The following is a 12,826-nucleotide window of genomic DNA, read 5'->3' as shown; positions in this document are numbered from 1 at the left end:
TCAGGTTTAAAAAGTTTGCTTCTGAAAAACACCCTTGAAATTTGCTGAAATAGTATCCTGCAATTCTTTAATCGTCCAATTTTTATAGGTTGCCGCCAATTCGTAAACCTGCTCTATACTTTCCTCAATGGTATCGGTTTCCAGAAAAAAGCGATCATTTGGAATACTTTGAAAAACAGTTTTTAAATCGGGATTTCGCAGGAGATATTTTCCAAACGAAATATAAAATTCTTCTTTAACTAACTGTGCCGCAATCTGACCGTTTTTAGAAAAACTGTGAACGATCATAGGAACCGAAATTTTCATTTTCTTTTTAAGGAGAATCACTTCCTGAAAAGCAGCAACACAATGTATGACTACAGGTTTTTGGTATTTTTCAGCCAAAGCCAATTGCTTCTCAAAAACGATAATTTGTTGTTCTAACGGAATTTCGATTCGCTTGTCTAAGCCACATTCGCCAATAGCCAGACAATTTTTGGATTGTAATTTTTCTTCAATAATTTTCAATTCAGCATCAATTTGATTCTCTTTTATGTACCAGGGATGAATTCCAACAGAATAAAACGGAATCGAAGCATCAAACTCTTGCGGGTATTGATTAACCAACTCCAGTACATTGGATTGATTTTTAAACTGATGGGTATGAAAATTAAAGAATTCCATTAATGAAATGCTTTAACTCCCGCTTTGATGGCTACATTCAGATCGTTTTCTAAAGGAACTAACGGACAGGAATATTTATGATTATAAGCACAATACGGATTATACGCCTGATTAAAATCGACTGCAATTGTATTTCCTTTCGGGATTTTCAAGTCAATATATCTTCCTCCAATATAACTTTCCTTACCCGAAGTTAAATCTGAAAAAGGTAAAAACAGATGATCTTTATATTCCTTCGTTTTCGAAAGCTCTATGTTTCTGTAAACATTCAATTTAAGAGCAACTCCGTCAATTGTGAAATATAAAGTTCCGTATTTGATGTATTTTGGCGTTCTTGTTCCAGTTGTTTTCATTTCGAAAACTTTTTCGTTTTGTGCTTTCTCCAATTTTGCAGTCACAAAATACTTTGCGTTTATAGGATAAAAATCTAAACTTTTAAACGTTTTCAAATCTTCTTCCATTAACGGACTCGTCTTAGCATCAGCATATTCTGAATTTATTGTGTTTTGAAATTTTTCGCTTTCCTTTTGATCAAATTTACTTTGTCCCAAACAAAAATTAATCGCTAACAATACTAAAAAAACTATACTATTTTTCATCTTAGAAATTTTGAGCAAAAATAGTTCAAAAGTAACAAAGCAGCAACCGCTCATCCATACAAAGTTTACTAACTTTGTTGCAAATAACTTATTTATAATGCTTAAAACCGCTTTTAGCCGCTACATCAATAATTTTAAAGGTTTTTCACGAGAAATTTGGATTCTTGCTATTGTTACTTTTATCAATCGTGCCGGAACAATGGTGCTTCCATTTTTGTCCAAATATTTAAAAGAGGATTTACATTTTACTTATAATCAGGTAGGCTGGATTATGGTGGCTTTTGGTTTCGGATCAATGTTAGGTTCCTGGCTGGGTGGAAAATTAACAGACAAAATCGGGTTTTACAAAATCATGATTTTTAGTTTGTTTATTAGTGGAGTTTTCCTTTTCCTTATTCAATATGTTACACATTTCTGGACGCTTTGCATCGCGATATTTTCTCTAATGACCATTGCCGATATGTTTCGCCCGGCAATGTATGTTTCGCTTGGTGCCTATTCTGAACCCGAAAACCGAACGCGCGCCCTTAGTTTGGTACGTCTTGCCGTTAATTTAGGATTTGCAGCAGGACCTGCATTAGGAGGTTTGATTATTATGGGTATGGGATATTCAGGCTTATTTTGGGTAGACGGTGCATCGTGTATCATCGCCATTTCGATATTTGCCATACTGGTTAAAGAGAAGAAAAAAATACTACACGAAGATAAAATCGAAAGTACTGAAGTTAAAAAATCGGTTTTTCAGGACAAAATCTTTTGGGTTTTCTTGTTTGTGTGTTTTGCGACGGCTATCATATTCTTCCAGCTTTTTACCACCTTACCGCTGTATCATAATGAAAAATTTGGTTTAAGTGCGTTTCAGACCGGACTATTAATGACATTAAACGGGTTGCTTATTTTTACTTTAGAAATGCCAACTGTTGCTTTTATGGAGCGAAAAGGCTTTCCTAAAATAAAAATTATCACACTTGGATCTTCCATTATAGCCTTGAGTTTCTTTTTACTGTTAATTAATGTTTGGGCATGGATTCTGGTAATCAGCATGATTCTTTTCTCGATTGGAGAAATTCTCAACTTCCCCTTCTCTAATGCTTTTGCACTAAGCCGGGCACCGCGCGGACAGGAAGGCCGTTATATGGCACTTTACACCATGAGTTTTAGTCTTGCACATATTGTAAGTGCAAAATTAGGATTCGAAATCATCTCCCGATTCGGATACCAAATCAATTGGCTTTTCATGGCTTCTATTGGAGTTTTTGCAACGCTATGCTGCTTTTGGATTAAAAAGGCATTGGTCAGGGAGAAAATATCTTAAAAACTTACTCTCCTTATACCCCTTATCGTTTATTAGACCCGACAGGTTTTTGAAACCTGTCGGGTTTGTTTATATATGAAAACAATTTTTACAGGTCAAAGTCCAATAATTCTCTTGGATGTTTTCCTAATTATTTAATCCATAAAAGAAATTCGATCATAGGTTATAAGTTCTTATAACGTTTTAAAAAAAAATATTCGCGTTTTTTACTAAAATAATGATAGGTCATGCAAAAAGTAAAAGAAAAGCAAAATTGGCAAATCGCCTCAGAAATTGAATTAATTTACAAAACCAAAGTAAAAGCATCCCAGCGCCCACATATAGGTTCTTCTTGTTCAGTTTATAAATTGGCTCTGAAAATCTGGGACCCCGGAAAAATTGAGTTTCTCGAGCAGTTTAAAGTATTCCTGCTCGACAGATCAAATAAAGTATTGGGAATATTTGAAATTTCGTCAGGAGGAACAACAGGGGCTTGTGTTGACCTCAGATTATTGTTCGTGGCAGCGCTCAAAACAAATGCAACAGGCATTATTATAATTCACAATCATCCATCGGGTAAAATACTTCCTTCACTTGCTGACAAATTGATTACTAAAAAAATCAAAGAGGCAGGTACAATCCTGGACATTGTTTTAGTAGATCACTTAATAATTACTTCAGAATCCTATTTTTCTTTTGCAGATAATGCTATTCTCTAATATTTGGCCTTCCAAAATTTCAAAAAAGCTATACAACCCATAATCCATTTAACTTTTATTCAAATTCTGTCCAAGCTCTATTATACAAGTTTTCCTTGACTTCTTTTTTAAACTTTAAATCTACGAGTGCATTTTTAGACGCCCCTAGACCATGTTAAAAACCTATAAAACAACTTATTAAACTTAATTTTAAACTAACTTTAATGCCTCTAAAAGACATTCAAAACGTAATTTTTAGTTAAATAACTATTTTTATAGTTGTGTAACTAAAAAAATAGTTGTAGGTTTGAATTAAAATTAGAAAACATGCAAAAGTTAACGAACAAAGAAGAGGAAATCATGCATATTTTATGGAGGCTTAAAAAAGCTTTTGTAAAGGAAGTTCAGGCAGAAATAACAGAAGATCAACCCCACTACAATACCTTATCGACTATTGTGCGTAATCTGGAAGAGAAAGGATTTGTGGCTCACAATGCTTTTGGAAACACACATCAATATTATCCAATCATTACTTTAGAGGCCTACAGTAAAAAGTATATGAATACGGCAATTGACAACTATTTTAATAGTTCGTATAAAAATATGGTTTCATTCTTTGCTAAAGAGGAGAAAATTTCGGCGGCAGAATTACGTGAAATTTTAGACATGATCGAAAATCCAAAAGGAGAAAAATAATTGTTTATGGAAGCACTTTTCTTATTTATCGCAAAATCCGGTGGTTTATTAATATTGTTTTATTGTGCTTATTATTTTTTACTGCGCAAAGAAACTTTTTTTAACAGCAACAGATGGTTTTTATTGACCGGTTTGATTACTTCAGTAGTGCTGCCATTTTTGGTATATTCTAAAACTGTGTGGGTAAATCCTACTCCCGTGACCAATTTGAATTATACTACTGTTTACCAGCCGCCGCTTATCGAAAATGATGCTTCCGTAATCAACTGGAACCTGGTGCTGCTTTCAGTCTACGTTATAGTACTTCTAGTATTACTTTTAAAATTTGCTTTCGATTTTTATAGTCTGAATACAGTTTTAAAAGGAAAAAAAATCACACAGCAAGCCGATTTCAAATTCATCGATACCAACGAAAATATCGCCCCTTTCTCTTATTTTGATTATATCGTATACAACTCATCAATGTATACACCTTCGGAATTAGAAAGTATTATCGAACATGAAAAGGTGCATAGTGAGCAAAATCATACTGTAGATGTTTTACTGTCCAGAGTATTTTGTGTTCTCTTTTGGTTCAACCCGATCATGTGGCTGTATAAAAAAGCAATCCTTCAAAATCTGGAATTCATCGCCGATAGTGAAGCTGCACGAAAAATCTCCGACAAAAAAGCGTATCAGTACACACTTTTAAAAATTACAACACATGAAAATTGTGTTGCCATTACCAATCATTTTTATCAATCATTAATCAAAAAACGAATCATTATGTTAAACAAAAATCAATCGAAGAAAAGAAATTCCTGGAAATTTGGAGCAATAGTTCCGGCACTTGCGGCATTTGTATTATTATTTCAAATCGAAGTAATTGCCAAAGAAAAACAACAAACGGCAAAGGTAATTTCAGGAAAAACAGAATCTGTAGATGTTTACAAAATCAAAAAAAATACTACAGATGCTGAATTAAAGGACATCAGAGAAAAATTGAAATCAATTCATAACATTGAATTTAAGGCTTCTGAGATAAAAAGAAATGCTGATAACGAATTAATATCAATTAAAATTGATGTTAAAAATGGTAAACAGCAAGCACAATCTGTTCAGACTTCAGGAAATGAAGCTATTAAAGATTTTGGCCTAATTGTTACAACGGATACGAATGGCAGCAAAAATGTTGGTATTCAGACTGCTGATGAAAATAACAATTCTGAAAGTCACAAAGAATCCAAAAAAGTAAAAAGTAAAAAAGTAATCCTTAAACAAACTAAAGATGTTAACACTAATTCTGGTACTGACACAAAAATTACTGGCAATACTCATACAAATACTAGCACTACTACTGTAATTACAGATGATAACGGCACAACCAGTGTGTCTACTACAAATAATGATGGCAAAATTATTATTTCAACATCAGGTAAAGCTAATACAAAAGAGCCTAAACTTATCATCGTTGATGGAGTCGAAATGCCTGCTAATTATAACCTTGACGACCTTAAACCAAAACATATTAAAAAAATGAGTGTTTACAAAGGAAGTGAAGCAACTTCCAAATATGGAGAAAAAGGATCTAATGGTGTAATCGAGATCGAAACGCATCAATAAGAAAGCTTAAAATGCAAAAGCTAACCAACAAAGAAGAGGAGATCATGCACATTTTATGGAAGCTTAAAAAAGCTTTTGTAAAAGAAATTCAGGCAGAGATCACAGAAGATCAACCACATTACAACACTTTATCTACAATTGTTCGTAATCTGGAAGAAAAAGGTTATGTAAATCATAGTGCTTTTGGAAACACGCATCAATACTACCCGCAGGTAAGTATCGAGGAATATCGAAAAGGATTTATGAATACCGCTATTGACAATTATTTTAATAGCTCTTATAAAAGTATGGTTTCCTTTTTTGCTAAAGAAGAGAAAATTTCGGCAGCAGAATTACGTGAAATCTTAGTCATGGTCGAAACTCCTAAAGAAGTAATATAATTGTATATGGAAGCTATTTTCATTTTTATCGCAAAATCAAGCGGATTATTGGTGTTGTTTTATTGTGCTTATTATTTTTTATTGCGCAAGGAGACTTTTTTTAACAGCAGTCGATGGTTTCTATTGGCCGGATTAATTACCTCTGTCATTTTACCTTTTTTGGTTTACACAAAAACGGTATGGATTGAGCCCACTCCTACTGTTTATACTCCACTTGCGGTTTCTGCGAAAGCTACAGGGACAGCTTTAGATTACTCAAAAACGTATCTTTCACCAGCTGTAGATAAAGACATGTTTGAGATTGATTGGAATTATGTGGTACTTGCCATTTATGGACTTGGTTTTCTGGCTTTGGTCATAAAATTCATGATTGACTTCTACAGTCTGAATCTGGTGCTAAAAGGAAAAAAAGTACAGCAGCAGGCCGATTTCAAATTTGTCGATATCAACGAAAATATTGCTCCCTTCTCCTATTTTGATTATATCGTGTACAACTCATCAATGTATACACCTTCGGAATTAGAGAGTATTATCGAACACGAAAAAGTACATAGCGACCAAAACCACACCATGGATGTTTTGATCTCAAGAGTTTTTTGTGTCTTGTTTTGGTTCAATCCTTTTATGTGGCTGTACAAAAAAGCAATCCTTCAAAACCTTGAATTTATTGCCGACAGTGAAGCTTCTAAAAAAATAACCGACAAAAAAGCGTATCAGTATACGCTTTTAAAAATAACAACACATGAAAGTTGTGTTGCAATCACCAATCATTTTTATCAATCATTAATCAAAAAACGAATTGTCATGTTAAACAAAAATCAATCAAAGAAATGGAATTACTGGAAGTATTATGCCATCATTCCGGCACTTGCTGCTTTTATCTTTTTATTCCAAATTAAAACCATCGCACAAGAAAAAGAAGCTAAAGAAGTTAGAGAATCAAAAGGGATCATCGAAAAAAATGACTCAACCGATGTTATTAAAATCCAAAAAAACACTACAGATCAGGAACTTAAAAAAATCTCAGAAGATCTCAAACAAAAACACAATGTTGATGTTGTTATCTCGGATGTAAAAAGAAACAGTGAAAATGAGCTGACCGCAATTAAAGTGGATGTAAAAAGACAAAATGGCAAAACACAAACCATTCACATTGAAAGCGATAAACCTATTAAAGGCTGTGGAATTGTGGTATCAACTCAAAATAATGGTTCCAAGAGTGTAGCTTTAATAACGGATGATGCTCCAAATAGACCCCGAATTTTCAGAAATGAAGTTGCAGAAGTAGGAGAAATCAATGATACAGATGGGACCCCTCCTACGCCTCCAACCCCTCCGGCAGCTCCTGCATACCCAATGGAATCAATGCCGCAAATGCCATCATTAGATGTTCCCATGCCGCCAATGCCGCCAATGAATCCAGGCAGTAAAGTTGACATGGCCAAATTTAAAAAAGAAATGGCTGAATATGAAAAGAAAATAAAATCTATCGAACCAGCTATGGCAGCTTATGAAAAGCAAATAAACACTATTACAGCAAAAAGCGATGAGATTTATGAAAAAGAGATGCAAAAATACCAGCTTGCTATGGATAAATTCAGTGCTGAAATGGACAGATTTGCACAGGATATAGAGCAGAAGTACGGAAAAGATTCTAAAGTTTATGAAGTAAACATGAGGCAATATGAAAGCGACATGAGACACCATAAAATTGATATGAAGCATTATGAAAAAGAGATGAAACGACATGAGAAAGAAATGAAGCTTTATGAAAAAGAAATGAAAAAGCTTGAGAAAGAAAGCAGAAAATCGTAATCTCGGCTTTACTTAAAAATACTATAAATACTTAAAAATCAAACTAAAAGACTTTGCCTGACCGCAAAGTCTTTTTTTTATATCTTTGCAAAAAATTTAACCGTTATGTACAAAGTTTTAGCCCGAATCAACAAAATACTGTTGCCAAGTTTTACGAAACAAGGTCTTGACATTACGAAAGCAAAAAAATGGCAGATGGCGGTCATCGGTTATCGTGCTTTTGTTACCAAACGGGCATTGGAATAATTCCATAAAATATTTTCCTCAAAAAATACTAAACTTTTAGTATACACTATAAGCTACCGCTCTGATGGTTAGTTTTCCCATTACATTTCCATGCAAAATAAAAATTTTAATATTCCTCCTGTTTACGCTGTGCTTTTAGCAATTATAAGCGTTCAGTGCGGAGCAGCAATTGCAAAAAGTTTGTTCCCAACCATTGGTGCTGCAGGAACAGCTTCTTTACGAATTGGAATTTCGGCTATAATCTTACTATTAGCTTACAGGCCAAATTTAAAAGCAATCACTCCAAAACAATGGAAAATTGTTGTTCCTTATGGTTTGACTCTTGGCGCCATGAATTTGATTTTTTATATGGCCATAGAAAGAATCCCGATTGGCTTAGCAGTAACACTTGAATTTATAGGTCCGTTATTAGTTGCTATTATTGGTTCAAAGCGTTTACTTGATTATTGTTGGGTATTACTGGCAGCAGCAGGAATTGTTTTAATCGCACCCTGGTCAAATGACAGTATTGATCCTATAGGTGTTTTATTTGCGCTTTTGGCAGGTGCATTATGGGCTACTTATATTATTCTGGGAGGAAAAGTGTCTAAAATCATGCATGACGGACAGGCAGTTGCCACGGGAATGTTATTTGGAGCTGTTTTAATTTTACCGTTTGGTTTCTATGAAAACGGACTGGTAAATCTTACTCCTAGTTTTTTTGGAATGGGTGTTGCTTTGGCACTTTTATCCAGTGCAATTCCGTTTACACTCGAAATGAAAGCTTTGGGACAGCTCCCTCCTCGTACTTTTAGTATATTAATGAGTCTGGAGCCTGCGGCTGCTGCCCTCTGCGCTTATATTTTCTTACAGGAGCATTTAAATTTTTGTGAAATTGTCGCAATTATTTGTGTTGTAATTGCTTCAGTAGGATCTACATTAACTGCAAAGAGGTAAATAGCAAAAATTCAAATTCCAAATTACAAATCCCAATTTGAAAGTCGGAATTTAGAATTTGGAATTTAAGAATTGGGTCTAAGACCTGGTGTCTAAAAATTATATTAACTTTTTGGCAATAATACCGTATCAATTACATGAATTACACCATTTGACTGATTTACATCTGCAATAGTAACTTTAGCACTGTTTCCGCTTTCGTCAGTAAGGTATAAATCTTTTCCTTTCATCCAGGCTGTCAGTGTGCCACCGTTAACCGCTTTAATAGTTGCTTTTCCTTTACCTTCTTTAATTGCTTTTGCAATACCTGAAGCATTCCATTTTCCTGCTACTACATGGTAAGTCAGGATATTTTGAAGCATTTTTTTGTTTTCTGGTTTCAATAATGTTTCAACAGTTCCTTTTGGTAATTTATCAAATGCTGCATTTGTTGGGGCAAAAACAGTAAACGGTCCCTTTCCTTCAAGGGTTTCTACTAATCCGGCTGCTTTTACAGCTGCTACTAATGTCGTGTGGTCTTTTGAATTAACGGCATTTTCAATAATGTTTTTATTTGGATACATTGCAGCTCCACCAACCATTACAGTTTTTTGCGCAAATGATGTAAATCCAAATCCCAATGCTAAGATTGCTACGGCTAAAAATTTTCTAGTTCTCATAATTAATAATTTAAGTTATAAGCTCATTTACGCGGTAATAATCGTTTTGGTTTTATTAAATCATTAAAATAAATCAAAAAATGCCGAAATATTTTCAAAGAAGGCTATAGAACAAGTGTTTACAGCGAATTTAATTTTCAAATAAATTTAAATATTTTCTCCTTTACCAGGTAAAGGTTTAGCACTAGGAAAGCACAATTCATTAATATTATTTATTGAATGATAACCCAGTTTACGATAGCTTTCAAACTGAGCTTCATCAAAAAACTGATCTGCAGTAGACTGCTGTGGAAAATCTGGATTAGCCAGAGCGTACTCGCGTATATCAATAGGTTCATCACCCGTCAAAGCAGCTTTTATATAAATTAAAGTGCCAGCCTCTTTCACTCCGGGATATTTAATTTCTCCTTTGATAATGTGTTTTTCTGATTTTCCATCACGTTTTGCAATATCCTTGAAATCATCTAAAACAATTTCAACGCCGAAATCAATACGGCATCTTCTAATTGCATTGGCCAGACCTTCGCAGGCAACCTCCTGATCTTGTTCGCCATCTCCCAATATAATATGATGACAACGTCTTCTAATAAGTTCATACAATCCCATATTATCAAAATGCCCTCCATCCGAAAGACATACATACTCCATGTTGATATCAGATTTACCAATCAAATCATAAATAATATACAATAAGCCAAATCTCGGATTAGAATCCTTCCATCGCTTCAATCTTGTATTCCCAATCCATCGGCCCAACCGAACATTAAACATGGTTAACAAAAATGCCATAGGTGCTGATGAATGATATCCCCAATTCGGATTTACAGCAGCTCCCGAAATGGCCATTGCGGTCCCAATCGTTGGTCCACCATTAATATTCGAAAATCTATCCGTAGGACGGTAGCCATATTCATAAACATGGTCTACATAGTAGGTCGACGGGCGTGTCGGACTAAAATCGTAACCACAGTACAAAGGCGTAAATACGAATGATTCCCCCTTGCGGTCCTGACGATCCAATACTGAAACTACAGTTGCATTAAGTGTTGTATTCAAGATAGGATACGGACCAAAATAGCCATCTTCAACCTTCATAGAGGATAGTAATATATCATCATTTGTATCAAAACCGGTAAATGCATTTGCAGTTTTAATTCGATCTTCTCTGCTACGAGTAGCCCCCATAAACGCTCTTATAAGTCGGTTACGGTAAAAATGATGGAGAGAAAACTCATTGACCCCAACACGCCAGCTCATTAAAAGTGTAACAACGGCTAATACAACAGTTACTATAAAATTAATGCTTAAATTAATACCTAAATTGTTGAGAAAATTATTCATAAAATCCCAGTTTATTTTCCTTATTTTCTCTATAATGGCAGAACCTATAAGAAGTACGCCAATCATAAAAATAAACGGTACAATCTTGGCGACCATATTCATAATGCCCTTAAACTTCTTTGGGTCTTCATCACCTCTGGACGAAAATGCTATTTTTACCCCCCAGGCAACTACAGCAACCCAACCTCCTGCAATAGGAACTCCAATCAGAGCATCTTCAGATTTAAAACTATTCCATAGGTCAGGCATAATGAATGCCGCAAAACAAATAAGAATCCAAAAGAACATAAAACGATGCAAATACGCTCCTGTTCTTCCCCACCATTCCCTGCGATAATCGGGAAATACCTTCCCCATTATTGCCATTCTGGCTATTATAGAAAGCGAAAAGATTTCAAGAACAATGGGAACACCTATTAATAGTTTTATTTTAGACCTGAAAATTTTTTCTTCCTCTGTCTCTAATTTTAACCCTACCTTAAATATCTTTTTTAAACCATCCCGGATTTCCATTGATACAAAATCGATATTTTTCCAGAATAAATAAAACAATAAACTTACAACAACGGAAGCCACAGCGGAAGATAACACTATCACAATCCAATTTTTAATATCGGTCTCTCTCTTTTCTTTTTCCAATCTCCTTTTTTCTATTTCAGAAGTTTCTTTTTCTACTACATTTGCCTTGCCTAACGCTATCAAATCATATCTTTTGTCATAATTTCCCCTAAATGCAACAAAAATCAACGCAATAAATGACGGGCCAGATACAACAATCAACAACCAATCAAAAGGTTTTCCTTCAGGGTAGACATCATATATATTAACATTAATTAAAAATGCACTAATTAGTAAAGCACAAATCACACTCCAAATTATGAGTATATCCGGCAGGTTTCCTTTTATAAAGGTTACAACACGTCCATTCCATTTGTTTGAAGATCGCGCTACTTTTTTCTCCTGACTAGATTTATTGTTAAAATCCATAGCTCTTGCTGCAAGAAAAGCTACAAGAGACAACATTCCCAAATTGCAGAAAAAAAACGTCCATTTATTATCCTTATTGACTTTTTGCAGTATTTCTCCAAAACACTCCCAAATATGGTAAAGGTTTAAAATCATTGAAAGAACGGTGAGCAGCACAAGTAATAACACTGCCTGATTAACAAGAGTATTTCTTAGCCATGTTAATCCTGATGTCCAGGCATCCGGAGACATTATACCAACGTTTGGAGAAAGATAGTTACTAAACATTCTAAGCCAGCGTATAGGGCGCACTTCATCAGCAAACGGATCAGACGATTTCTCGGGACTTAACTGATCTGTAACTTTACTAAAAGATCCCGAGCGTTTTACCCACGAGGTATACCAGCTCCCTATATAGCCGCCTCCAGATACTGTCGATATATAATCAATCTTTTCTAAAACATCAAAACTTGCTAACTTTTGAAGTATACCAAGGTTAAATGTAGCAGAACGAATTCCTCCACCTGAAAAAGCAAGACCAACAAGCTTCATGTCAACAGCTTTTAACATTGGATCGTTTATATTTTTATTTTCAGCGGATTTCTCCGGCGGGTCTATAATTAAGTTTTCATCCGTAGTTTTTGAGGCTTGTAGTTCTTCCTTTCTCTTTTTACGGGCTTCACCAATTTCATTTAGTTCATCATTAAAAAAAGTTTCAAACGGCAAAGGAAATTCAATTTTTGTTTTATTTTCTGGGTTCTTATCCAACAATTGCTCAAGAAGTAACCTGTCGTCAGTAAGATATTTTATAGCATACTCTTGGTTTTTCTCCCACCATGCTTTATGATTACTCAAATCAATCTCGTTTAGAACATTAGAGTAGTCATATTCCTTTTCTGCCTCCGTATAAAATTGGTAAAGGCGTATCTCG

At 34.6% G+C, this 12,826-nt stretch carries 12 protein-coding genes; 8 read left to right on the top strand and 4 right to left on the bottom strand.

All coding sequences use genetic code 11. The annotated features are described in order from the left end of the window. Window positions 1-6: 6 nt before the first annotated feature. Complete coding sequence (locus FLA105534_RS17885) at window positions 7-663, bottom strand: TatD family hydrolase (RefSeq protein ID WP_173967456.1); 657 nt, start codon at window positions 661-663, stop codon at window positions 7-9. Then, a complete protein-coding gene (locus FLA105534_RS17880) occupies window positions 663-1,262 on the bottom strand; it encodes a DUF1684 domain-containing protein (protein WP_173967455.1) in 600 nt (199 codons plus the stop codon). Before FLA105534_RS17880 ends, FLA105534_RS17885 begins: the two co-directional genes overlap by 1 nt. A gap of 97 nt (window positions 1,263-1,359) precedes the next feature. Between FLA105534_RS17880 and FLA105534_RS17875 the strand changes: the two genes are divergently transcribed. The 8 genes from FLA105534_RS17875 (at window position 1,360) to FLA105534_RS17840 (ending at window position 8,929) form a co-directional block, all read left to right on the top strand. Continuing rightward, the gene (locus FLA105534_RS17875; protein WP_173967454.1) at window positions 1,360-2,577 is read left to right on the top strand and encodes an MDR family MFS transporter; all 1,218 of its coding nucleotides are present in this window, start codon (window positions 1,360-1,362) and stop codon (window positions 2,575-2,577) included. Between the two features lie 227 nt (window positions 2,578-2,804). Beyond that, window positions 2,805-3,275, top strand: a complete 471-nt coding sequence (locus tag FLA105534_RS17870; RefSeq protein WP_173967453.1) for a JAB domain-containing protein — start codon at window positions 2,805-2,807, stop codon at window positions 3,273-3,275. A gap of 306 nt (window positions 3,276-3,581) precedes the next feature. Then, window positions 3,582-3,950 carry a BlaI/MecI/CopY family transcriptional regulator gene (locus FLA105534_RS17865; protein WP_017498597.1) on the top strand — a complete coding sequence of 123 codons (369 nt, stop codon included), beginning with the start codon at window positions 3,582-3,584 and terminating at the stop codon, window positions 3,948-3,950. A gap of 6 nt (window positions 3,951-3,956) precedes the next feature. Beyond that, on the top strand, window positions 3,957-5,552 hold the full coding sequence (locus tag FLA105534_RS17860) for a M56 family metallopeptidase (protein WP_173967452.1): 1,596 nt from the start codon (window positions 3,957-3,959) through the stop codon (window positions 5,550-5,552). A gap of 11 nt (window positions 5,553-5,563) precedes the next feature. After that, a complete protein-coding gene (locus FLA105534_RS17855) occupies window positions 5,564-5,932 on the top strand; it encodes a BlaI/MecI/CopY family transcriptional regulator (protein ID WP_173967451.1) in 369 nt (122 codons plus the stop codon). A 6-nt stretch (window positions 5,933-5,938) separates the two neighbouring features. Continuing rightward, window positions 5,939-7,747 (top strand): M56 family metallopeptidase, encoded by a 1,809-nt coding sequence (locus tag FLA105534_RS17850; protein ID WP_173967450.1) that lies wholly within the window; start codon window positions 5,939-5,941, stop codon window positions 7,745-7,747. Between the two features lie 105 nt (window positions 7,748-7,852). Continuing rightward, a complete protein-coding gene (locus tag FLA105534_RS17845; protein ID WP_173967449.1) occupies window positions 7,853-7,993 on the top strand; it encodes an SsrA-binding protein in 141 nt (46 codons plus the stop codon). Window positions 7,994-8,083: 90 nt separating this feature from the next. Then, window positions 8,084-8,929: an EamA family transporter gene (locus tag FLA105534_RS17840; protein WP_173967448.1), complete on the top strand. Its 846-nt coding sequence runs from the start codon at window positions 8,084-8,086 to the stop codon at window positions 8,927-8,929. 104 nt (window positions 8,930-9,033) lie between these two features. Here FLA105534_RS17840 and FLA105534_RS17835 read toward each other — a convergent pair whose 3' ends face one another. Continuing rightward, the gene (locus FLA105534_RS17835) at window positions 9,034-9,588 is read right to left on the bottom strand and encodes a fasciclin domain-containing protein (protein ID WP_173967447.1); all 555 of its coding nucleotides are present in this window, start codon (window positions 9,586-9,588) and stop codon (window positions 9,034-9,036) included. A 147-nt stretch (window positions 9,589-9,735) separates the two neighbouring features. Beyond that, on the bottom strand, window positions 9,736-12,826 hold a 3,091-nt coding region (locus FLA105534_RS17830), incomplete at its 5' end, for a patatin-like phospholipase family protein (protein ID WP_217427712.1).

Origin of the sequence: Flavobacterium collinsii (assembly GCF_902804485.1) — a bacterium.
In the GTDB taxonomy this organism is placed as follows: Bacteria; Bacteroidota; Bacteroidia; order Flavobacteriales; family Flavobacteriaceae; genus Flavobacterium; species Flavobacterium collinsii.
Note: the sequence above shows the minus strand (reverse complement) of the source record. Positions and strands in the feature narration are given on the sequence as shown.

Coding starts and splice junctions, on each gene's coding strand:
- FLA105534_RS17885 (WP_173967456.1), bottom strand. CDS start 663: ATGGAATTCTTTAATTTTCATACCCATCAGTTTAAAAATCAATCCAAT.
- FLA105534_RS17880 (WP_173967455.1), bottom strand. CDS start 1,262: ATGAAAAATAGTATAGTTTTTTTAGTATTGTTAGCGATTAATTTTTGT.
- FLA105534_RS17875 (WP_173967454.1), top strand. CDS start 1,360: ATGCTTAAAACCGCTTTTAGCCGCTACATCAATAATTTTAAAGGTTTT.
- FLA105534_RS17870 (WP_173967453.1), top strand. CDS start 2,805: ATGCAAAAAGTAAAAGAAAAGCAAAATTGGCAAATCGCCTCAGAAATT.
- FLA105534_RS17865 (WP_017498597.1), top strand. CDS start 3,582: ATGCAAAAGTTAACGAACAAAGAAGAGGAAATCATGCATATTTTATGG.
- FLA105534_RS17860 (WP_173967452.1), top strand. CDS start 3,957: ATGGAAGCACTTTTCTTATTTATCGCAAAATCCGGTGGTTTATTAATA.
- FLA105534_RS17855 (WP_173967451.1), top strand. CDS start 5,564: ATGCAAAAGCTAACCAACAAAGAAGAGGAGATCATGCACATTTTATGG.
- FLA105534_RS17850 (WP_173967450.1), top strand. CDS start 5,939: ATGGAAGCTATTTTCATTTTTATCGCAAAATCAAGCGGATTATTGGTG.
- FLA105534_RS17845 (WP_173967449.1), top strand. CDS start 7,853: ATGTACAAAGTTTTAGCCCGAATCAACAAAATACTGTTGCCAAGTTTT.
- FLA105534_RS17840 (WP_173967448.1), top strand. CDS start 8,084: ATGCAAAATAAAAATTTTAATATTCCTCCTGTTTACGCTGTGCTTTTA.
- FLA105534_RS17835 (WP_173967447.1), bottom strand. CDS start 9,588: ATGAGAACTAGAAAATTTTTAGCCGTAGCAATCTTAGCATTGGGATTT.